Source organism: Kocuria sp. SM24M-10, assembly GCF_001027955.1.
Lineage (GTDB): Bacteria > Actinomycetota > Actinomycetes > Actinomycetales > Micrococcaceae > Kocuria > Kocuria oceani.
In genome coordinates this window covers 37,001-57,205 of the sequence record NZ_LDNX01000053.1, presented here as the reverse complement: position 1 = coordinate 57,205, position 20,205 = coordinate 37,001, and the positions used below count along the sequence as shown (strand labels likewise).

Genomic DNA, 20,205 nt, shown 5'->3' with positions numbered 1-20,205 from the left:
GGAGGCGGCCCGCCGCTGGCTCGCCGCCCGCCCCGACTGCACCGGGCGGATCGGCGTCATCGGCTTCTGCATGGGCGGCGGCTACGCCCTCGCACTGGCCGCGGAGCACGGCTTCGCGGCCTCCAGCACGAACTACGGCGGCTGTCCCGAGGGAGCGGAGCGGTGGCTGCCGCGGGCCTGCCCGATCGTGGGCAGCTACGGCGGCGCGGACGGCTCGCCCCTGGGCGCGGACGCCGGGCGCCGCCTGGAGGGCATCCTCACCGAGACCGGGGTGGAGCACGACATCAGGATCTACCCCGGGGTGGGCCACGGCTTCATGAACGACCACGACCCCGCCGACCTCACCCCCCTGCTGAGGGTGCTGGGCCGGTTCAGCCGCACCGCCTACGACGACCCCGCCACCCAGGACGCCCGGCGGCGGATCACGGCCTTCTTCGACCGGCACCTGCGGGAGGACGCCCCGGCGCCGGGGTGACCCGGCGCCGCTCAGCCGCGGCGCCGTTCAGCCGCGGCGCCGGCGGGCGGCCGTGCCCGGGCGGAAGCGGGCCGGGACCCCGCCGGCCCCGGTGGCGAGATCGGCGGCCATCGCCCCGAGCAGCGGCGCGAACTTCCCCCCGTGCCCCGAGCAGGGCGAGACCACGGTGATCCCGCCGGCGGAGTCCAGCACGAACTCCTCGTCCGGGGTGCTGGTGAACAGGCACGTGGCCTCGGCGTAGGGCTCGGGGACCAGTCCCGGCAGGCGGGCCCGCACGTGGGCCACCACCCGGGCGCGGTGGACGGGGTCGACCACGCCGTCCTGCACGGCCGCCGAGCGCAGGAGCCGCCCGCCGTGGTACTCGGCGACCTTCTGGCCGCGGCAGCCGGCGTCCCGCCCGCCGGGCAGGGAGTAGACCGGCTTCCCCCCGTCCTCGTGGATCGTGGTGGGCCAGGGCTGCCCCGGGTCCCGGTACGGGAAGTGGAAGGCGTTCTCCTGCCGCACGCTCAGCCGCGGCAGGCCTGCCAGGAACGCCGGCGGCAGGGGCAGCTCCCCCAGCAGGTCGGGCAGGTGGCCGCCCGCGGCGACCACCACGTGCCCGGCGTCGAGCGTCTCCCCGCGGGGGCCGGAGACCGTGAACCCGGCGCCGGTCCGGACGATCCCCCGGACCGGCCAGGCGGTGCGCAGCTGCGCCCCGGCCGCCGCCGCGAGCTCCACCATGGCCTCGACGGTCGCCTGGGCGTCCAGCACCCCGGCCCCCGGCTGGTACAGGACCGGGGTCTCGACGGTCAGCTGCGGCCACCGGGAGCGGGCCCGTGCCGGGCCGAGCAGCTCGTGCGCCACGCCGGCCGCCTCGAGGACACGGGCCAGGCGCTCGGGCTCCCGCCCCCGGCCGTGGTCCACGCCGCCGACCCGGTCGATCAGCCGGCGCCCCGACCCGCGCTCCAGCTGGGCCCACCAGGGCTCGGAGCGGACGACGAGCTCCGCGTAGAAGGGGTCCGCGTAGGCGTAGCGGAAGATCCGGGCGGACCCGTGCGAGGAGCCCCGCGGGCCGGCCGGGACGTCACGCTCCACGAGCACGACCTCCTCGCCGCGCTCGGCCAGCTGCCAGGCGGTGGCGGCGCCCATCAAGCCGGCGCCGACCACCACGTACCGGGCCGAGGTCATGGGCTGGTCCTTTCACCGTGCCGGACGAGGAGACGTGGCGGGCCGGCGTGCCGCGGTGCGGGCATCCCGGCCCGGACGCCCGCCAGGGACGTCGCGCCGGTCCGCGCCGGGAGCGCGGGACGACCGTGACAGTCTGACCGCCGGCCGCCTGCGCGGGCAACCGCGCCGGTGCGCTCCCGCCAGGGGTGCGGCCGGCGACGACGCACCGGGCCGACGCACCGCGCCGGGCACCGCCGCGGACGCCCCGCCCGGGAAGCGGGACCGGCAGGATGGGTCCATGAGCATCCTCATCGGCCTGGACATCGGCGGCACCAAGACCCACGGCCTGCGCGCCGAGGGCGGCACGGTGGCGCAGGAGGCGTTCGGCGGCAGCGCGAACGTGCAGAACGTCAGCCGTGACGCGGCGGCCTCCGTGCTGGCGCAGGTCCTCGCCGAGCTGGGGGCCGCGGACGCGGACGTCGTGGTGGCGGGCGCCGGCGGGGTGGACACCGCGGCCGACGCGGAGGCGCTGCGCGGGCTGATCGCCCCGCACGCGGGCCGGGCCCGCGTCGTCGTGGTGCACGACACCCGGCTCGTGCTGGCCGCCGGAGGCTGCCGCACGGGAATCGCGGTCATCGCCGGCACGGGCTCCGCCGCGTGGGGGACCGCGCCCGGCGGGCGGGAAGCCCGCGCCGGGGGCTGGGGCCACCTGCTCGGCGACGAGGGCAGCGGCTACTGGATGGGCCGGGAGCTGGTGCGCCGCGCGCTCGCCCGGCACGACGACGGACAGGCCCCCGACGCCCTGGACCGGGCGGTCCTCGACCGCTGCGGCCTCGCACAGCCCGGCGGACTCATCGAACGCTTCCACACGCTCCCCGAGCGCGGGTTCTGGGCGGGCCTCTCCCGGGTGGCGTTCGAGGCGGCCGCGCAGGACGAGGACGCGATGCGGCTGGTGGACCGCACCGCGGACGCCCTGGCGGAGCTCGCCGCGACCGTGTCCCGGCGCCTGGCGCTGTCCGGGCCGGTGGTGGTCGGCGGCGGCCTCGCGGTGCACCAGCCGCTGCTGCGGGAGCGACTCCGGGAGGCCGCCGCGCGGCGGGGGCTCGGTGAGGTGCGGGTGCTCGACCGCGCCCCCGTGCACGGCACGCTGCGCCTGGCGGACCGGCCGTGAGCGGGGACGGCGGCGGGGCCCTACCCTGAACGGGTGACCACCCTCTCCCCTGCCCGCCGCCCCGGCCTGCGCCCGACCGCCTACGTGCTGGCGGCCGTCGTCTCCGTCCAGTTCGGCGGTGCCCTCGCCGCGGTCCTCGTCCCGCTGATCGGCGCCTCCGCCACGGTGACGATGCGCCTGCTCCTCAGCGCCGTGATCATGCTGCTCGTCATCCGGCCGCGGCTGCGCGGACGCAGCCGCGAGGCCTGGCGCGCCGGACTGCTGTTCGGGGCCGCGCTGGCCGGGATGAACTTCGCGTTCTACCAGTCCCTGGCCACGCTGCCGCTGGGCGTGGCGGTGACCGTGGAGTTCCTGGGCCCGCTCGCGCTCTCGGCGGTGCTCTCCCGCCGCGGCCGGGACGTTCTCGCCGTGCTCGCGGCGCTGGCCGGGGTCGTGCTGATCTCCCAGGCGCTCACGGTGCCGTGGGCGGAGCTCGACCTCGTGGGCATCGCCTGGGCGGCGCTGGCAGGGGTGGGCTGGGCGGCCTACATCCTGGGCAGCCGCTCCGCGGGCCGGCACTTCGACCAGCTGGACGGCCTCGCCGTGGCGCTGGTCGTGGCCGCGGTCCTGGTCACCCCCGTGGGCGTCGCCACCGCCCACGCCCCGGCCCTGACGTGGGGCGTGCTCGCCGGCGGGGTGGGGATCGCCCTGATGTCCTCGGTGGTGCCCTACTCGCTCGAGCTCCTGGCCCTGCGGTCCATCCCGCCGAAGGTCTTCGGGATCCTCCTCAGCCTGGAGCCCGCCGTCGCGGCGCTGGCGGGGCTGCTGGTGCTCGGCCAGGGGCTCACCGCCCTGCAGCTGCTGGGCATGGGCCTGGTCGTGGCGGCCAGCGCCGTGGTCATGGTGGGCAGCGGGACACCCGAGGCCCCCGCGGTGACCGGGCCCGTCGAGCTGGCCCGGCCGCGCGCCGAATGATCAGCCCCCTGTGCAAACAGGGGGTTCCCGTGATGGGATGGGGCCATGGAAGCCAACGAGATCATGGACCGCATCCGTTCCGCCCGCGACCACGCCCTGGAGCAGGAGCGCGAGGAACGCCAGAACATCGCCGACGCGGACACCGCGGACAAGCAGGGCGCCGCGAGCGTGCGCCTGGCCACCCGGCAGGCGGTGCGCGAGGCCTTCGACGACATCCTCGGGGAGAGCACCGATCCCGCGCAGGACGGCTGAGCCCACGCGACGGCACCTGAGAGCCTCCGGAGGACCACGATGAGCCGGGTGGCCGTGGTGGGCGCGGGCATCGTCGGCCTCGCCACCGCCCACGCCCTGCGCGCCCGGGGCGCCGACGTCACCCTGTACGAGTCCGGCCCGCCCGGCGGCGGCCAGTCCGCCGGGCAGTCCCGGATCTTCCGGCACGCCCACGACGACCCCCGACTGGTGGCGCTGGTCGCCCGCAGCCGGGCTCTGTGGCGGGCCTGGGAGCAGGAGTTCGGCGTGGAGCTGATCTCCCCGGACGGGGCCGTGGCCATCGGGGACGGCGTGGCCGAGAAGCTGCGCACCCTGGAGGCCTTCCCGGACATCCCCGTCCGGCGGCTCGAGCCCGCGGAGCTGCGCGAGCGACTGCCGCTGCTGGCCGCCTGGGCCGGGCCGGCCATGCTCGACGCCGAGGGCGGGGCGATCCGCACCCTGGCCGCCGTGGGCGCCCTCACGGACCGGCTGCGGGAGTCGATGCTGCACGAGCACGTGCTCTCGGTGCGGCGCACCGGCCCCGGCCGGGTGGAGGTGCGCACCGGCACCACCTGCGAGGACCACGACCACGTGGTCCTGTGCGCCGGGCGGGGCACCGCCCCGCTGGCGCACGGGGCCGGTCTCCGGCTGCCGGTCGCCCTGGGCGCCCACGTCCGGCTGACCTTCGCCGTGCCGGACCCGCCGGGGGCGGCCGGGCTGCCCACGTTCCAGGACGGCAGCGGCGCGTTCGGGGAGACGGGGGTCTACGCCGCGCCGTACCCGGACAGCCGGCACTACTCCGTGGGCCTCAGCGCCGACACGGACGCCCGCGCGGACGGCAGCCTGGCCGACCCCGGGCAGCTCGCCGCGTTCGCCGAACGCACGGTCGGCTATGTGCGGCGGGCCCTGCCCGGGCTCGACCCGTCCCCGGTGGACCACGTGCACTGCTGGGTCACCCGCCTGCCCTGGGGCGACGACGGCGTGGGCGTGTGGTCCGAGGACGGGCTCACCGCCCTGGCCGGGCACAACCTGTTCAAGCAGGCCCCCGCCCTCGGCGAGGCGCTGGCCGAGACCGCCCTGACCGGCACGGTCCCCGGGGACCTGCACCACGCGCAGCGGCTGGGCCGTTCCACCGGCTGAGACCCGCCGGCCTCACGAGACCGTGCCGGACGCCCCGATCGGCGGGGCCGGATCAGCAGGACCCGGAGCCGGCTCGTCGCGGGCCAGGGCGGCGAAGAGCTCCTCCGCCGCCGCCGAGGGCACCACACGGTTGGGATCGTAGAGGTCCGGTTCCCACGGCATCGTCGCGATGCTGATGTTCTCCCGCGGAACGCGCGCCAGGCCGGCCCCGAGCCGGACGAGGGTCCGGCGATCGGCGAGGTCGGCGTCGGCGCGCACCGAGGACGTCACGGCGTCCGCGAAGGAGTACGCCCGGCCGGGATGCGTGACCAGCCTCCGCTCCCGGACCCGGTCCACGATCGTGTACATCACCGTCTGCTGGTTGCCCATCCGCCCGATGTCGCTGCCCTCCGGGAAGCTGTCCCGCGTCCGCGCCCACGCCAGGGCCTGCTGCCCGTCGAGCACCTGCTCACCGGCCGGCAGGTCCAGCTCCGCCTTCGGGTCGAACATGGCCTCGGGCAGGTCCACGGGCAGACCGTCCAGCGCGTCGACGACGCGGGCGAAGCCCTCGAAGCGCAGCTCGAGGAAGTGGTCGAGCCGCACCCCGCTCAGTGCCTCCACCGCCGACACGAGGCAGCCCGGGCCGGCGCCCAGCGCACCGTTGACCATGCCGTAGTAGCCGGAGAACGCGTAGCCGAGGTCCTCGGTGCACGCGGGCAGGTCCAGCACGGTGTCGCGCGGGATCTGCACGGCGTCGATCCGGGAGCGGTCCTCGCTCAGGTGGACCAGGACCATGGAGTCAGCACGGTCCCCCATCCCCGGGTCGTCGTCCCGGGCGTCCGAGCCGACGACGAGGAGGTTGACCCCGCCCCCGCCGACCGCGGCGACGTCCTCCCGCACCAGGTCCACCGTGTCGATGTTCCCGGCCAGCCGGGCGAAGCGCACGGCCGTGGCCGAGACCGTGGCCGCCACCAACAGGACGAGCGCGACGGCGAGCGCCACGACCAGCCGCCACCGGTGCATCGGCGCCGGGGCGGACGGCTGGGAACGAGGAAAGGTCGGCATGCGGCTCCTGCGTCGGCTCGGGCATGGCGTCGGGGCGCACCAGGAGGGCACAGGACGTCAGCCCCGAACTGTAGGACAGCCCTCTGGGTGCCGGCTGGACGCGCCGGGACGGGCAGGCCGAACCCGAGCAGGGATAATGGCATCGGCGTCCGAGCCGGCCCGGCCCGGACGCGCGCAGCACAGATGCGTCAGGGACCAAGGATCGAGCAGAAGAGGTGACCGTGCCGAGAGTCCTGGGGAGCACGGTCGACGACCAGACGAGGTGCATCCACTACCGCACGGCGCTGGACGTCGTCGCGATCCGGTTCTGGTGCTGCCAGGAGTACTATCCCTGCCACCTGTGCCACGCGGAGAGCGCGGGGCACCCGGCCGTGCCGTGGCCGGCCGCCGAGCGCGACGCCGCGGCCGTCCTCTGCGGGGTCTGCGCCCACGAGCTGACCGTGCGCGAGTACCGGGACGCGGACGGCTGCCCGCGCTGCGGTGCGCGCTTCAACCCGGGATGCCGTCTGCACGCCTCCCTGTACTTCGAGGACTGACCCGCACCGTGCCGATCCCCCGCCCCGCCCCCTCCGCCCCCGGCCGCCCGCGCCGCCGGGGAGAGCGCTCCGCGCCCCCGGGCCCCTCCGGCCCCCACCCGGGGCTGCGGCTCACGGACGTCACCGTCACCCGGGAGGGCCGGGACGTCCTCCGGGACGTGGACCTGACCCTCGACGAGCACCGCATCGCCGTGATCGGGCTCAACGGCTCGGGCAAGAGCACCCTCGTGCGCCTGCTCAACGCCCTGGTGCTGCCCTCCCGCGGAACGGTGCGGGTGGGCGGGCTGAGCACCGCCCGGGACGCCAAGCGGATCCGGCGCCAGGTGGGGTTCGTGTTCCAGCACCCGGAGAACCAGATCGTGATGCCCCTGGTGGCCGAGGACATCGCCTTCGGCGTGCAGAACCTCGGGCTGCGCGGCACCGAGCTCACCGACCGGGTGGACGCGGTCCTGCATCGCCTGGACATCGCCCACCTGCGGGACCGCGAGTCCTACACGCTCTCCGGCGGGGAGAAGCAGATGGTCGCCCTGGCCGCGGTGCTGGTGATGGAGCCCTCCACCGTCGTCTTCGACGAGCCCACCACCATGCTCGACCGGCGCAACCGCCGCCGGCTCCAGGCCACGATCGACGGCCTGGACCAGCGGGCGATCGTGGTGACCCACGACCTGGACATGGTCGAGGCCTACGACCGCGCCCTCGTGGTCCACGAGGGCCGCATCGCCTTCGACGGCGATCCCGGCCGGGCGCTCGAGTTCTACTGCCGGATCAGCGACTCGTGACCGGCGCCCGCCCCGCCGGGCCGCTGGCCGCCGTGCCGGCCGGGCCCAAGTTCGCGCTGCTCTTCCTCGCCAGCATCGCCCTGTACGCGGTGCCCGGGCTCGCGGCGCAGATCGGCTTCTTCGTCCTCGCGGCGGCGGCGGTGCTGCTGACCCGCACACCGCTGCTGCGGCTGGCGCGCATGCTGGCCGGGCTGTTCCTCGTCGTGGGGGTCGTCGCCGTCACCCTGGTGCTGACCACCGGCTGGGAGGCCGCCGCGGTCTCGGCCCTGCGGCTGCTCAGCCTCTGCTTCCTCGCCTACGCCGTCACCCTGAGCACCGCGTTCAGCGAGATGCTGGCCCTGTTCGAGGCGCTGCTGCGCCCGGCCCGGCGCCTGGGCCTGAACCCGGCCCAGATCAGTCTGGCCCTGTCCATGACGATCCGGTTCATCCCCGAGATCCGCACCCAGTACCTCGCGATCCGCGAAGCGCAGTTCGCCCGCGGCCTGCACCACCGCCCGGTGGCCGTACTGGTGCCCCTGCTGGTGCGCACGCTGGAGTCCGCCCAGGAGATCTCCGCCGCGATCGACGCCCGGTGCTACGACTCCGCCCCGCCGCAGCCGCGCCCCGCTCCTCCCCTGTCCGACTGAGCTCCCGTCCCGCCCACCCGAAGGATCCCCATGGCCGCCGAGAACCCGCAGACCACCCAGAACACCGTCCTCGTGGCGGTGTTCGCCGCCCTGATCGCCGCCCTGGGCCTGGTGCCGCCCATCACCGTGGGCATCGTTCCCGTGCCCATCACCCTGCAGACCCTCGGCGTGATGCTCGCCGGCGCGCTGCTCGGCCCGGTCCGCGGCATGCTCTCGGTGGTCGTGCTGGAGGTCCTCGTGCTCGCCGGGCTGCCGCTGCTGGCCGGCGGCCGGGGCGGGCTCGGGGTGTTCCTGGGGCCGACCGGCGGCTACGTGCTCGGCTGGATCCCGGCCGCCCTGGTCATCGGTCTCCTGGTGCAGCACTGGGCGCTGCGGCAGGCCCGGCCCGCGGCCCGTTTCGCCGCCGTCCTGCTCAGCACGGTCGTGGGCGGGATCGGCGTCGTCTACGCCTTCGGCGTGCCCTGGACGGCCGTGGTCGCCGGGCTGCCGCTGTCCACGTCCCTGCTGGGCTCGCTCGTGTTCGTCCCCGGCGACCTGCTCAAGGCGGTCGTGGCCACCGCCGTGGCCCTCAACGTCCACCGCAGCTACCGCCGCCTGCTCGGCGGCGTGCCGGCCGCGGCGCGGTGAGCGCGCGGGAATGAGCGCGCGGGCAGGTGCGGAGGCCGCGACGCGGGGGCGCCCCGTGGCGGCGCCACGGCGCGCGGAGCGGTGCCCGCGGTGTCTCAGGTCTGCTTGGGAATGATGATCCACAGCGCGATGTAGACCAGCTCCCCCACGCCCACGAGGCCGAAGACGATGAAGCCGAGGCGCACCAGGAACTTCGGGAGACCGAAGCGGTTCGCCAGCGCCGCGCAGACGCCGGCGAGGAGCTTGCCGTTGCGGGGACGGACCAGTGTGGTAGCCATGCCCGGAGTCTACGCTCGCACCGCCGGACACGCCCGGGCCGGAGCCGTCCGCTCCGGCCGAGCGGCCGGCGGAGCGGACGGCGGAGCGGACGGCGGAGCGGACGGCGGAGGCGTCAGAGGTCGACGACGCCCTTGTCGCCCTTGACGGTGTCCCCGGTGACCTTGGCCTTGACCAGGTTGGCCACCTGGGTGACCTTGCCCCCGCCGGGGGTGTCCCAGTACTCGGCGGAACGGCCGGTGACCTCGATGAGGACGTTGTCCGGGTTCTCGGGCCCGCCCTCCAGCCACGAGCCGGTGAAGCTGTCCCACAGCTCCTTGAGCTTGTCCACGTCGTTGAGCACCAGCGCGGTCCCGGTGAGCGAGACCCAGGCGCCCTCGCCGGCGTAGGCGACGTTGACGGAGGGCCGCTGCTGGAGGTCCTGCACCTGGTCCGAGGTGCGCTCGGCGATGAAGTACACGGTGCCGTCGAAGTCCACGTCCTGCGTGGCCATCGGCTTGGAGATGAGGTTGCCGTGCTCGTCGGCGTGGGTGAGCATGGCGATGCGGGTCTTCCGGATGAGCTCGCGCACCTTGGCGGCGCCGTCGTGCTGATCGGTCATGGGGATGCCCTTCTCTCGTCGACCACCGCGGTTCCGCGGCGCGAACGGCCAGTCTACGAACCCCGGGCGGATCGCACGAGGGGCCGCCCCTGCGGGGAGCGACGGAGTAGGTTGGGCAGGGAGACCGCACCGATGCCCGCACCTGCCCGGAAGGACCCTCCCATGCCCCAGCTCTCCGCCGTCGCCCTCGTCTGCACCCTGACCCCGTCACCGGCCCCGTCCAGCAGCGAGCTGATGGCACGCCACGTGCTGGAGGCGCTCGAGCAGCACGGGGTGACCACCTCCTCCGTGCGGGTGGTCGACCACGACGTGAAGCCGGGGGTCCAGGTGGACATGGGTTCCGGGGACGAGTGGCCGGCCCTGCGGCAGCAGGTCCTGGACGCGGACATCCTGGTGCTCGCCACCCCCATCTGGATGGGCCACCCCTGCAGCGTCGCCCAGCGGGTGATCGAGCGCCTCGACGCCGACCTCGCCGAGACCGACGACCAGGGCCGGCCGATCATGTACGACAAGACCGCGATCGTGGCCGTGGTCGGCAACGAGGACGGCGCGCACAAGACGATCGCCGACATGACGCAGGCCCTCAGCGACGTCGGGTTCACCGTCCCGGCCCAGGCCGGGACCTACTGGGTGGGCGAGGCCATGCACACCGTGGACTACCAGGACCTGGACGAGGTGCCGGAGAAGGTCGCGGCCACCACGGCCGGGGCCGCCCGCAACGCCGCCCACCTCGCGCGCCTGCTGCGCGCCGAGCCCTATCCGGCCGACGACAGCGGCAGCGGCCGGTCCGGCCGGTAGCCCTCAGCCGCGGCCGGTCCCGGCCGCCGCCCCCCGCGCCAGCAGGCCGCACACGGCGTCGACCCACTCGTCCGTCACGGGCTGCCGGAGCATGACGACCCGGTGCAGCGCGGCGCCCACCAGGGCGTCCGCCACCTCGGCGGCGGTGGTGCCCGGCCCCCACTCCCCGCGGTCCCGGGCCCGGCGGACCAGGGCGTCCAGCGGCTGCTCCGTGGCGGCCAGACGCCGGGCGACGACCGCCTCCACCTCGCCGGAGAGCCCGTCCGCCAGGGCCACGAGCAGCAGGGCCCGGCCGCCCGGGGTGGCCAGGTGCCGCGCCAGCGGCCCGAGCACGGAGGCGAGGTCGGTGCGCAGCCGGCCCGTGTCCGCCGGCGCCCCGAGGGCGTCCAGCTGGTGCTCCAGGGCGGCGACGACGAGCGATCCGCGGTCCGGCCAGCGCCGGTACACGGAGGTCCGGTGGACGCCCGCCCGCCGCGCGACCCGGTCGACGCTCAGCGCGTGCGGTCCGGCCACGGCCAGCTCCGCGAGCGTGGCGGCCAGCACCACGCCGTCGATGGGCACGGCGGGACGTCCCGCCCGGCCGGGAGACCGTGCCGGGCGGGGCTCGGGGGGCGGAGCCGGTGACGGACATGCCCCCATTGTCGCCCGCCGCGCCCGCCGCCGGACGCCGGCCGCCCCGGGAACCCGCGCCGTCGGCTCGAGACATCTGGGGTGAGCACCTCCCTTAATGCAACAATGTGTTGCATTAAGGGAGGTGCTCATGGACGTGCTCATCGTCGCCGTCGACACCCGCGGTGGTGTCCAGCCCTACACCGCGCTCGCCGCGGGCCTGCGGGCCCGGGGCCACCCCACCGTCGTCGCGGCGCCCGAGGACCTCACCTGGCTCCCGGAGCAGCACGGCGTCCCGGCCCTCGCCCTGCCCGGGAGCATGCAGGAGGCCGCCGTGCGCCTGCCCTCCAGCGAGGGGATGCGCGGTCTGGTGCCGCGCGGGATGCAGGAGGAGGTGAGCCGCCAGGCCGCCGTGCGGACCGCCGCGCTCCTGGAGGCCGCCCCGGAGGCCGACGTGGTCCTGGCGGGCATCGGCGGCGCCCCCATCGCCCGTGCGGTAGCCGAACGGACCGGGGCACGGTTCCTCTCGGCGCACCTGCATCCGCTGGGTCCCGTCACCGGCGCGTTCCCCGGAGTTCTGGCCCCGCACGTGCCCCGGTGGTCGGGGCGGGCCGGCAACCGCCTGGCCCACCGGATCACCGCCCTCGCGGCGGCCGCCCCCACGCGCCCGGCCGAGCGCGCCGCACGGACGGCCGCCGGCCTCGCGGAGAGATCCGCCGCCCGGCCGGAGACGGGCGCCCTGTACGGCATCAGCCCCCAGGTGCTCCCCCAGCCCCCCGACTGGCCGACCGGTCACGTGCTGACCGGGTACTGGTTCCTCGACGATCCCGGGGCCGCCCTCGACCCCGAGCTCGAGGCGTTCCTGGCCGACGGGCCGCCCCCGGTGGTGGTCGGCTTCGGGAACATGTCCAGCGCCGATGCCCGCCGGACCTCGGCGACGGTCACGGCCGCCCTGCGCGCCACGGGCTCCCGCGGGGTGCTGCTGACCGGGTGGGGCGGACTCGCCGCCGACGGCGACCCCGGTCCGGGAATCCTGGTGCGCACCGCCGTCCCGCACGACCTCCTGCTGCCGCGGGCGGCGGTCGTGGTGCACCACGCGGGGGCCGGGACCACGGCGGCGGGACTGCGCGCGGGCATCCCCCACGTCACGGTTCCCTACGGGGTCGACCAGCCGTTCTGGGCGGCACGGGTCCACGAGCTCGGCGCGGGAGCCGCCCCCGTCCCCCGGAGACGGCTGACGACCGAGCGCCTGGTCGAGGCGCTCGACCGGTGCCTGCGGGACGGGTCGCTGCGGGAGCGGGCGCGGCGGCTGGGCGCCGCGATCCGCGCGGAGGACGGTGTGGGCACGGCCGTGAGCCGCCTGGAGACCTGGGCCGCGCTCCATCCGCGGCGGTGATCAGTCCTCGGGCGGGACCTCGGACGCGGGCGGGACCACGCTGTTCCTGGCGGCGCTCACCGGCGCGTTGACGGGGCAGGCCGCCTGCCCGGACAGGCGGTGCAGCACGGCCAGGGCGGCCACCACCAGCGCCAGGACGCCGACCCCCGGCAGGACGGAGCCCGCCACCACCAGCACCACCCCGACGGCGCCGAGCAGCGCGCTGCGGCGCTCCGCGGACTCGAGGGCCCGGGCCACGGTGACGGCGGCGACGTCGTCGTCCTCGGGGAGCGGGGTGCCGCCGGCGACCGGCACCACGTAGGAGGCCACGAGCGCGCCCGTGAGCAGCGAGACGCCGATCCAGGCGGGGCGCCACCCCACGGCCGGGTCCTCCCGGCCGAGGAGGAGCCCGGGCACGGGGGCGCAGAGCAGGCCCAGGAGCGCGGCGGCGACGAGCCCTGCGAGCGCTGCGACCCCCCACTGGCGGACCCCCCACAGTCGGAGGGCCTGGGTGGTGGGACGGAGGCGCTGCGTCATGGGCGGGGTGCCTTTCGATCGGACGGGGTGGTGCCCCCACTGTGTCGTGGATCGCGGCCCGGCACCAGGCGGGGGACCAGCCGGACGAGGACCACCATCCCCACCAGCTCCACCAGGGTCTGGGCCACGACGACGAACGGTGTCAGCGCCAGCCGCTCCGGCAGCGCCAGGGCCAGGGGGAGCACCACGAGGGAGTTGCGGGTGGCACCGCCGAACACCAGCGCCCGGGAGGCCGCCACGTCCAGGCCCGCGATCCGGGCGGCCAGGAGCCCGAGCGGGACCATGGCCACGAGGAAGCCGACGTAGAGGGGCACCACGCTCACGAGCTCGGCCAGCTGCTCCCCCACCCCGCGCACCTGCGAGGCGATCACCATGAACAGCGTCAGCGCCATCAGCGGCACCGTCGCCGCGGCCGTGGCCGTGACGACCCGGCGCGCCGCGGCGGAGCCCGGCGCCGCCCGCTGCACCGCCGCGGCCGCGGCGAGGGGCAGGACGATGAGCAGCACGAACGCCTCCACGAAGGGCCCCAGCTCCACGAGGGCGACCGCCTCGGGGCCGGCGAGGACCAGCAGCCAGGCGGGCAGCAGGAGCATCTGGCCCAGCATCAGCAGCGGGGCGGCGGCCAGCAGCCGGTCGGCGGCGCCGCCGGCGAGACCGGTGAAGACGATGACGTAGTCCACGCACGGAGCCAGCAGCACCAGCAGCACCCCGATCAGCACGGCCTCGTGGTCGGCGACCGCCCGGGAGAGGAGGAGCACCACGACCGGCACCACGGCGAAGTTCACCACCAGCACGGCCGCCAGGAAGCGCAGGTCGGTGAAGGCCCGGCCGATCGCGGCGAACGGGACGGCCAGGAACGTGGCGAAGAGCAGCAGTCCCAGCACCGGGGTGACGGCCGGGGCGAGCGCGGGCGCACCGGGCACCGCCCAGCCGACGAGGACCGCGGCGGCGATGGCCCCCAGGTAGACGGCCACCTGGTGGCGTTCGACCCACGGGGCGGGTGCTGTGCTGCTCACCCGTCCAGCGTAGGCGCCCGCGTCCGGGTGCGGCCCCGGGGCCGCGGGCCTCGTTCAGCGCGCGGGGGTCTCCGCCGCGGAGCCGGACGGTGCGTCGCGGACCGGGGCGGTGCTGCGGCGCACGACGACGCGGGTGGGCAGTTTCTGCGCCGGGTCGGGGTCCTCCCCGCGCAGCAGCGCCAGCAGCAGCCGTGCGGCCTGCAGCCCCTGGTCCCGGACCGGCTGGCGGACGGTGGTGAGGTCGACAAGCTCCGCGAGAGGGTGGTCGTCGATGCCGATGACGGAGATGTCCTCGGGCACCCGCAGTCCGGCGCGGCGGACGGTGCGCATCGCGCCCAGGGCCATCTCGTCGGAGTGGGCCAGCACGGCGGTGGGGAGCTCGCGGACGCTGAGCAGCTTCTCCATGGCCTCGGCGGCCGGCACCCCGCCCCAGTCGGTGGTCACGACGAGCTCCTCGTCGGCCGGGACACCGGCGTGGGCCATGGCCGCGTAGAAGCCCCGCGTGCGCCCCCGGTGGGCCGGCTGATCGGCGCGGTCGGGGTCGACGGCGGTGATCATGGCGATCCGCCGGTGACCCAGGCGCAGCAGGTGGTCGGTGGCCTGCCGCACGGCGGCGGCGTCGTCGATGGAGACGTAGGGATAGGTCGCGTCCTGGCCGCCGGCGGCGACGATGGTGACGCCCATGAGCTCCAGGCGGCGCCGCTCGTGGTCGGTGACCGGCACCGCGACCACCACGACCGCGTCGACCTTGCGGCGGGCGGGCAGGCGCTCGAAGAACGCGTGGCGGCCCTCGGGATCCCCGACGTGGTAGAGCAGCACGTCGTGACCGGCCTCCCGCAGGACCTCCTCGAGGCCGCCGACCATCTCCCCGAAGTACCAGCGGTCCAGGTGGGGCACGACCAGGGCGACGCTGCGGGTGGCTCCGGTGGCCAGGCGCGAGGCCTCCGGGGAGGCGACGTACTCCAAGCGGCGGGCGACCTCGGTGACACGCTCCCTGGTGGCCGCGGCCACGCCGTAGGCACTGTTGAGCGCCCGTGAGGCGGTGGCCAGGGAGACGCCGGCCTCACGGGCCACGTCCGCCAGGCCGACGGTTCTCGAGGAGGTCATGGCCTCAGTGTAGATCCTTCGGAAACGCTTCCCAAATAACGTTCCGACATCACGACGAACAATGCTCTCCCCGCCCAGAATCCACGCAAAATTGTGCGCCCTATGGGGTTGACATTGTTTTCGTATGACCTGAATCATGTTCGGAAGCGCTTCCGAAAAGGGAGCGACACCCTTTCCGGAGGAGGAAGTTCCATGACCGATCGTCTGGTCACCCAGGATTCTGCCCGTCTGACACGCACGAGGCTGCGTGTGCTGGGAGCAGGTGCTTGCGCAGTGTTCGCCCTGGCCGCTTGCGCGCCTCCCGGTGGGGGCTCGGCTCCGGCGGCTTCCGAGGCGGCGCCTACGGATGTGTCCACCGAGCTGGGCGAGGAGCCCATCGAGCTGGCCCTCTACGACGGTGCCGGGCTCAAGGCCAAGGACGAGGCGCTGATCGCGGCGTTCGAGCAGAAGTACCCGAACGTGACCATCACCGGCCGCTATGACCCCGATGACGTGCAGGCCCAGAACGCCCCGCGGGTGCTGGCCTCGGACGACCCGCCGGACATCGCCCGGGTGATCGCCCTGTCGGATGTGGCCGGGGACGGGCTGCTGACCAACCTGGACGCCTACGCCGACGCCTACACCTGGGACGAGCTGCCGGAGGGGCAGCTGGCCCAGTACCGGGTGAACGAGGACGGGGTGCGCGGGGAGGGCTCGCAGTACACGATGGCCGACGGCTTCACCGTCACCGGCTTCTACTACAACAAGGAGCTGGCCGAGCAGCTGGGCATGTCCACCCCGCCGCAGACCATGGAGGAGCTGGAGGAACTTCTGGCTCAGGCCGAGGAGGCCGGCATGGTGCCGATCATGGCCGGCAACCAGACCGGCCAGGTCATGACCAGCACGCAGATGATGCTCAACCACGCCCTGGGCGCGGAGTCGGTCAACGAGTGGATCTTCCACGCCCCCGAGGCCACCATCGACACCCCGGAGGCCGCCGAGGCCCTGGCCACGATCCAGGACTGGGCCGAGGCCGGGTACTACCCGGAGGACACCAACGGCACCGACGCCACCGCGGCGTTGGGGCGCTTCGCCAACGGTGAGGCCCTGTTCTACGCCTCCGGCAACTGGGACGCCGCCGCCCTGGACGAGCAGATGGGCGACAACGTCGGGTTCTTCCTGCCTCCCGCCCCCGAGGGCCAGGAGCCGGCGACGATGTCGGACCCGGCCTCGAACTTCGCCATCCCGGCCGGTTCGGACGCCAAGGACGCCGCCGCGGCGTTCCTGGACTTCCTGCGTTCCGAGGAGGCCCGTCAGGTGGTCGCCGATGCCGGTTTCGCCCCCTCCGGCGAAGGGGAGGTCCCGGCCACGGAGGAGGGCTCGGTCAGGGCCCAGATCCAGGAGGCCTTCGCCCAGCTGGTGGAGGCCGACGGGCAGGTGCAGTTCGTGCAGAACGCCACCAACGGGCTGACCACCACCTGGAACTCCGAGGCCCAGCGCCTCGTCGACGGGGCCACCACCCCGGAGGACATGCTGGACGCGGTCCAGTCCAAGTACGAGGACGAGCTGGGACGATGAGCTCCCTCGACGGTTCCAGCGGCCTCCTGCAGGGCCTGACCCGGCCCGCCCCGGCGGCGCCCGCCGGCCAGGAGCGGACCCCCGAGCGGGCACCGCGCCCCCGGCGGCGGAGGAAGAACTGGGCCGGATGGCTGTTCGCGGCCCCGGCAGCACTGATGTACGCGGTGTTCGTGCTGCGGCCGCTGGCCGCCTCGATCCAGTACTCCTTCTACGACTGGGACGGCATCACACCGGCCACGTTCGTGGGGCTGGAGAACTATGTGCGGGTCTTCACCGACCCGCAGCTGCTGTCCTCGATCTGGCACGCCTTCTTCCTGATCATCTTCTTCACCGTTGTTCCCGTCACGGTGGCGCTGCTGGTGGCCGGGCTGATCCGGGAGCTGCGCAGCAAGGGCCTGGGCAGACTGGCCCAGACGCTGCTGTTCATCCCCTACGTCATCCCGGCCGCGGCCGCGGCGATCGCCTGGAGCTGGATGTACGCCACCACCGGTGCGGTCAACCAGCTGCTGTCGGTCGTCGGGCTCGAAGCTGTGACCCGCGCCTGGTTCGGGGACCCGGCCTGGGCGCTGCCTGCGGTGGGTCTGATCGGGACCTGGATCAACCTCGGGTTCTGCACCATCCTGCTGATGTCGGGCATCGGCAAGATCGACACCTCCCTCTACGAGGCGGCCAAGCTCGACGGGGCCGGGTTCTTCCAGACCTTCCGGGCGATCACCCTGCCCGGGCTGCGCCAGGAGATCGGGGTGTGCGTGACCATCACCATCATCGCCGCCCTGGCCAGCTTCGACATCGTGTTCATGTCCACCCAGGGCGGACCCGGGTACTCCACCATGGTGCCCGGTGTGCAGGTGTACCAGCTGGGCTTCACCGAGTCCCGCATCGGCCTCGCCTCCGCCCTGGCGCTGGTCCTCAGCGCCCTGGTGCTGGCCGTGATCCTGCCCCTCCAGAAGCTCTTCCGGGAGAAGTGAGCATGAGAACCTCCAAAAGCACCCAGATCCCCGGAGTGGCCCTGCTGCTGCTGGCCATGGCCTTCTCCGTCTTCCCGCTGCTGAGCATGTTCTTCACCGCCCTGCAGCCCCAGGGGTCCGTGCCGCTGGGGCTGAGCTGGCCGGCGGACCCGCAGTGGCACAACTTCATCGACGCCTGGAACGTCGCCGACATCACCACCCTGGCCGGTTCCAGCTTCCTGCTCGTGCTGGGCGTGGTGCCCCTCGGGGTGCTGCTGGCGACCATGGCCGGCTACGCCTTGGGCCAGCTGCGCATCCCCGGTGGGTCGATCCTCTTCGTGCTGCTGCTGCTGGGGCTGACCCTGCCGTTCGAGGTCACGATCGTCCCGCTGTACTACCAGATCCGCGAGATGGGCCTGCTCAACACCCGCCTGGGGCTGATCCTGCCGCTGATCGGGCTGAACATGCCCTTCGCCGTGTTCTGGATGCGCGCCCACTTCCTCAACGCACCCGCCGAGCTCTCCGAGGCCGCCAGCATGGACGGGGCCAGCACCTGGCAGTCCTTCCGGGCCATCCACCTGCCCTTGGCCCTGCCCGCGATCGCCTCCCTGGGGCTGCTGATGTTCATCTCCACCTGGAACCAGTTCCTGCTGGCCATCGTGCTGATGGACGACCCGGCCAAGCGCACCATGGCCGGTGCCCTGCAGAACTTCGTCGGCCAGTACTCCACCGACGTGGTCCTGCTCAACGCCGGGTCCCTGCTCATCATGGCCCCGATGATCCTGGTGTTCCTCTTCTTCCAGCGCCACATCGTCAAGGCCATGCTCGCCGGCTCGGTCAAGGGCTGAGCCGGTGCGGACCGCCGGCGACCACCGCGGCCGGTCCGCACCCGCACCTGCCCGCCGCCGCACCTTCCCCCTCTTCCACGGACGGAGTCCCGATGTCCTCTTCCCTCGCCCCGCTCCCGGCCGCCCCCGATCCGGACTGGTGGCGGACGGCGGTCGTCTACCAGGTCTACCCCCGGTCCTTCGCCGACTCCGACGGTGACGGTCTCGGGGACCTGGGCGGGCTGCTCTCCCGCCTGCCGTACCTCGCCGAGCTGGGGGTGGACGCGATCTGGCTCAGCCCCTTCTACCCCTCCCCGCTGGCCGACGGCGGCTACGACATCAGCGACTACCGCGACGTCGACCCGCGGCTGGGCACCCTCGACGACTTCGACCGGGTGGTGGCCGGCGCCCACGGGCTGGGCATCAGGATCATCGTCGACATCGTCCCCAACCACACCTCCGACCAGCACCCCTGGTTCCAGGAGGCCCTCGCCGCACCGGCGGGCTCCCCCGCCCGCGGGCGCTACATCTTCCGGGACGGCACCGGCGACGACGGCGCCTGCCCGCCCGCGAACTGGGTCTCGCACTTCGGCGGGCCCGCCTGGGAGCGGGTGGACGACGGTCAGTGGTACTGCCACCTCTTCGCCAAGGAGCAGCCGGACCTGAACTGGGACCACCCCGAGGTGCGCCGGTACTTCGAGGACACCCTGCGGTTCTGGGCCGACCGCGGGGTGGACGGGTTCCGCGTCGACGTGGCCCACTCCCTGGCGAAGGACCTCTCCCACCCGCTGCGCGACCAGCCCACCCTGGACCGCATGCTCCCGCTGGACGGCACCGACCCGCTCTACGACCGGGAGGAGGTGCACACGATCTACCAGGAGTGGCGCCAGGTCTTCGACGAGTACGACCCCCCGCGGATGGCGGTGGCCGAGACGTGGCACCCGGCCAACGAGCGGACCTGGCTCTACGCCCGCCCCACCGAGCTCGGGCAGGTCTTCGACTTCTCCCTGCTGAAGTCCCGGTGGGACCGGGATCAGTTCGTGGACGTGATCGACCAGGCCTTCGCCGGCCACACGGGAGCCGGCGGCGGCCTCACCTGGGTGCTGTCCAACCACGACGTCCCCCGTCACGCCTCCCGCCTGGCCCTGCCCGAGGACACCGACCCGGACGCGTGGCTGCTCGCCGACGGGCGCCACCCCGTGCTCGACTCCCGGCTGGGACTGGACCGGGCGCGGGCGGCCACCCTCATGATGCTGGCCCTGCCGGGCTCGCCCTACCTGTACCAGGGCGAGGAGCTCGGCCTGCCCGAGGTGCCCGACATCCCCCACGAGCACCTGCAGGACCCCGTCTGGCACCGCACCGGCCACAGGCTCAAGGGCCGCGACGGCGCCCGCGTCCCGCTGCCCTGGACCCGGTCCGGCGGCTCCTTCGGCTTCGGCGAGGGCGGCGCGTGGCTGCCCCAGCCGGAGCACTTCGGGGAGCTGTCGGTCGAGGCCCAGGACGGGGTGGACGGCTCGACCCTCGAGCTGTACCGGCGTGCGCTGCGGATCCGGCGGGCCCACCCCGGACTGGCCACCACCGACTTCGCCTGGGCGGAGGCCCCGTCCGGGTGCCTGGCCTACGGCCGGGGCGCCGGGTTCCGCTGCCTGGTCAACCTCTCCGGCGCCGAGGTCCCTCTGCCCGCCGGTGCCGAGGTGCTGCTGGCCAGCGGCCCGCTCGGCGACGGGCAGCTGCCGCCCGACCACGCCGTGTGGCTGGACGTCGGAGCCGAGGCCTGGAAGGACGACGTGTGACCTGGCCTGCTCGCC

23 protein-coding genes are annotated in these 20,205 nt (G+C 74.5%); 15 read left to right on the top strand and 8 right to left on the bottom strand.

What is annotated here, in order from left to right; translation table 11 throughout:
• A partial coding sequence (locus ABL57_RS06420) for a dienelactone hydrolase family protein (protein WP_047802622.1) occupies positions 1-475 on the top strand: 475 nt, incomplete at its 5' end.
• A 27-nt stretch (positions 476-502) separates the two neighbouring features.
• Here ABL57_RS06420 and ABL57_RS06415 read toward each other — a convergent pair.
• On the bottom strand, positions 503-1,642 hold the full coding sequence (locus tag ABL57_RS06415; protein WP_047802621.1) for an FAD-dependent oxidoreductase: 1,140 nt from the start codon (positions 1,640-1,642) through the stop codon (positions 503-505).
• A 277-nt stretch (positions 1,643-1,919) separates the two neighbouring features.
• Between ABL57_RS06415 and ABL57_RS06410 the strand changes: the two genes are divergently transcribed.
• From ABL57_RS06410 to ABL57_RS06395, 4 genes are read left to right on the top strand one after another with little or no spacing between them, the layout of a single operon-like run.
• Positions 1,920-2,792 (top strand): N-acetylglucosamine kinase, encoded by an 873-nt coding sequence (locus ABL57_RS06410; protein ID WP_047802620.1) that lies wholly within the window; start codon positions 1,920-1,922, stop codon positions 2,790-2,792.
• A gap of 33 nt (positions 2,793-2,825) precedes the next feature.
• Positions 2,826-3,746, top strand: coding sequence for a DMT family transporter (locus ABL57_RS06405; protein ID WP_047802619.1), 921 nt, complete (start codon positions 2,826-2,828; stop codon positions 3,744-3,746).
• 45 nt (positions 3,747-3,791) lie between these two features.
• The gene (locus tag ABL57_RS06400) at positions 3,792-3,998 is read left to right on the top strand and encodes a hypothetical protein (protein ID WP_047802618.1); all 207 of its coding nucleotides are present in this window, start codon (positions 3,792-3,794) and stop codon (positions 3,996-3,998) included.
• A 39-nt stretch (positions 3,999-4,037) separates the two neighbouring features.
• A complete protein-coding gene (locus tag ABL57_RS06395) occupies positions 4,038-5,135 on the top strand; it encodes an FAD-binding oxidoreductase (protein WP_082157270.1) in 1,098 nt (365 codons plus the stop codon).
• Positions 5,136-5,147: 12 nt separating this feature from the next.
• Here the strand turns inward: ABL57_RS06395 and ABL57_RS06390 are convergent, their stop codons facing one another.
• On the bottom strand, positions 5,148-6,179 hold the full coding sequence (locus ABL57_RS06390; protein ID WP_053004788.1) for an LCP family protein: 1,032 nt from the start codon (positions 6,177-6,179) through the stop codon (positions 5,148-5,150).
• 215 nt (positions 6,180-6,394) lie between these two features.
• Here ABL57_RS06390 and ABL57_RS06385 point away from each other — a divergent pair, with 215 nt between their 5' ends.
• Genes ABL57_RS06385 through ABL57_RS06370 form a run of 4 tightly spaced genes read left to right on the top strand, consistent with a single transcriptional unit; the run spans position 6,395 to position 8,747 of the window.
• Positions 6,395-6,715, top strand: coding sequence for a CHY zinc finger protein (locus tag ABL57_RS06385; RefSeq protein WP_047802617.1), 321 nt, complete (start codon positions 6,395-6,397; stop codon positions 6,713-6,715).
• 8 nt (positions 6,716-6,723) lie between these two features.
• Complete coding sequence (locus tag ABL57_RS06380) at positions 6,724-7,494, top strand: energy-coupling factor ABC transporter ATP-binding protein (RefSeq protein ID WP_238985991.1); 771 nt, start codon at positions 6,724-6,726, stop codon at positions 7,492-7,494.
• Positions 7,491-8,120, top strand: coding sequence for an energy-coupling factor transporter transmembrane protein EcfT (locus tag ABL57_RS06375; RefSeq protein WP_047802616.1), 630 nt, complete (start codon positions 7,491-7,493; stop codon positions 8,118-8,120). The genes ABL57_RS06380 and ABL57_RS06375 overlap by 4 nt, the downstream gene beginning before the upstream one ends.
• Positions 8,121-8,150: 30 nt before the next feature.
• Positions 8,151-8,747 carry a biotin transporter BioY gene (locus ABL57_RS06370; RefSeq protein ID WP_047802615.1) on the top strand — a complete coding sequence of 199 codons (597 nt, stop codon included), beginning with the start codon at positions 8,151-8,153 and terminating at the stop codon, positions 8,745-8,747.
• Positions 8,748-8,842: 95 nt separating this feature from the next.
• On the opposite strand, the gene ABL57_RS06365 is transcribed toward ABL57_RS06370, so the two are convergent.
• Both ABL57_RS06365 and ABL57_RS06360 read right to left on the bottom strand, forming a co-directional pair.
• The gene (locus ABL57_RS06365) at positions 8,843-9,025 is read right to left on the bottom strand and encodes a PspC domain-containing protein (RefSeq protein WP_047802614.1); all 183 of its coding nucleotides are present in this window, start codon (positions 9,023-9,025) and stop codon (positions 8,843-8,845) included.
• A gap of 113 nt (positions 9,026-9,138) precedes the next feature.
• Entirely contained in the window at positions 9,139-9,624 is a 486-nt protein-coding gene (locus ABL57_RS06360; protein ID WP_047802613.1) for a pyridoxamine 5'-phosphate oxidase family protein, read from the bottom strand.
• Positions 9,625-9,786: 162 nt separating this feature from the next.
• Here ABL57_RS06360 and ABL57_RS06355 point away from each other — a divergent pair, with 162 nt between their 5' ends.
• A complete protein-coding gene (locus tag ABL57_RS06355; RefSeq protein ID WP_047802612.1) occupies positions 9,787-10,422 on the top strand; it encodes a flavodoxin family protein in 636 nt (211 codons plus the stop codon).
• Between the two features lie 3 nt (positions 10,423-10,425).
• Here the strand turns inward: ABL57_RS06355 and ABL57_RS22220 are convergent, their stop codons facing one another.
• Entirely contained in the window at positions 10,426-10,983 is a 558-nt protein-coding gene (locus ABL57_RS22220; RefSeq protein WP_053004787.1) for a TetR/AcrR family transcriptional regulator, read from the bottom strand.
• 199 nt (positions 10,984-11,182) lie between these two features.
• Between ABL57_RS22220 and ABL57_RS06345 the strand changes: the two genes are divergently transcribed.
• Positions 11,183-12,427: a glycosyltransferase gene (locus ABL57_RS06345; RefSeq protein WP_047802611.1), complete on the top strand. Its 1,245-nt coding sequence runs from the start codon at positions 11,183-11,185 to the stop codon at positions 12,425-12,427.
• Here ABL57_RS06345 and ABL57_RS06340 read toward each other — a convergent pair whose 3' ends face one another.
• From ABL57_RS06340 to ABL57_RS06330, 3 genes are read right to left on the bottom strand one after another with little or no spacing between them, the layout of a single operon-like run.
• A complete protein-coding gene (locus ABL57_RS06340; protein ID WP_047802610.1) occupies positions 12,428-12,943 on the bottom strand; it encodes a hypothetical protein in 516 nt (171 codons plus the stop codon).
• Positions 12,940-13,959 (bottom strand): bile acid:sodium symporter, encoded by a 1,020-nt coding sequence (locus tag ABL57_RS06335; RefSeq protein ID WP_047802609.1) that lies wholly within the window; start codon positions 13,957-13,959, stop codon positions 12,940-12,942. The genes ABL57_RS06340 and ABL57_RS06335 overlap by 4 nt, the downstream gene beginning before the upstream one ends.
• Positions 13,960-14,013: 54 nt before the next feature.
• Entirely contained in the window at positions 14,014-15,066 is a 1,053-nt protein-coding gene (locus tag ABL57_RS06330; RefSeq protein WP_047802608.1) for a LacI family DNA-binding transcriptional regulator, read from the bottom strand.
• A gap of 348 nt (positions 15,067-15,414) precedes the next feature.
• Here ABL57_RS06330 and ABL57_RS06325 point away from each other — a divergent pair, with 348 nt between their 5' ends.
• The 4 genes from ABL57_RS06325 to ABL57_RS06310 all read left to right on the top strand — a co-directional run bounded on the left by ABL57_RS06325 (position 15,415) and on the right by ABL57_RS06310 (position 20,190).
• Positions 15,415-16,623 (top strand): extracellular solute-binding protein, encoded by a 1,209-nt coding sequence (locus ABL57_RS06325; RefSeq protein WP_203225560.1) that lies wholly within the window; start codon positions 15,415-15,417, stop codon positions 16,621-16,623.
• Positions 16,620-17,591 carry a carbohydrate ABC transporter permease gene (locus ABL57_RS06320; RefSeq protein WP_082157266.1) on the top strand — a complete coding sequence of 324 codons (972 nt, stop codon included), beginning with the start codon at positions 16,620-16,622 and terminating at the stop codon, positions 17,589-17,591. The genes ABL57_RS06325 and ABL57_RS06320 overlap by 4 nt, the downstream gene beginning before the upstream one ends.
• A 2-nt stretch (positions 17,592-17,593) precedes the next feature.
• Positions 17,594-18,418 carry a carbohydrate ABC transporter permease gene (locus tag ABL57_RS06315; RefSeq protein WP_047802606.1) on the top strand — a complete coding sequence of 275 codons (825 nt, stop codon included), beginning with the start codon at positions 17,594-17,596 and terminating at the stop codon, positions 18,416-18,418.
• Between the two features lie 92 nt (positions 18,419-18,510).
• Complete coding sequence (locus ABL57_RS06310; protein ID WP_047802605.1) at positions 18,511-20,190, top strand: glycoside hydrolase family 13 protein; 1,680 nt, start codon at positions 18,511-18,513, stop codon at positions 20,188-20,190.
• Positions 20,191-20,205: the final 15 nt, after the last annotated feature.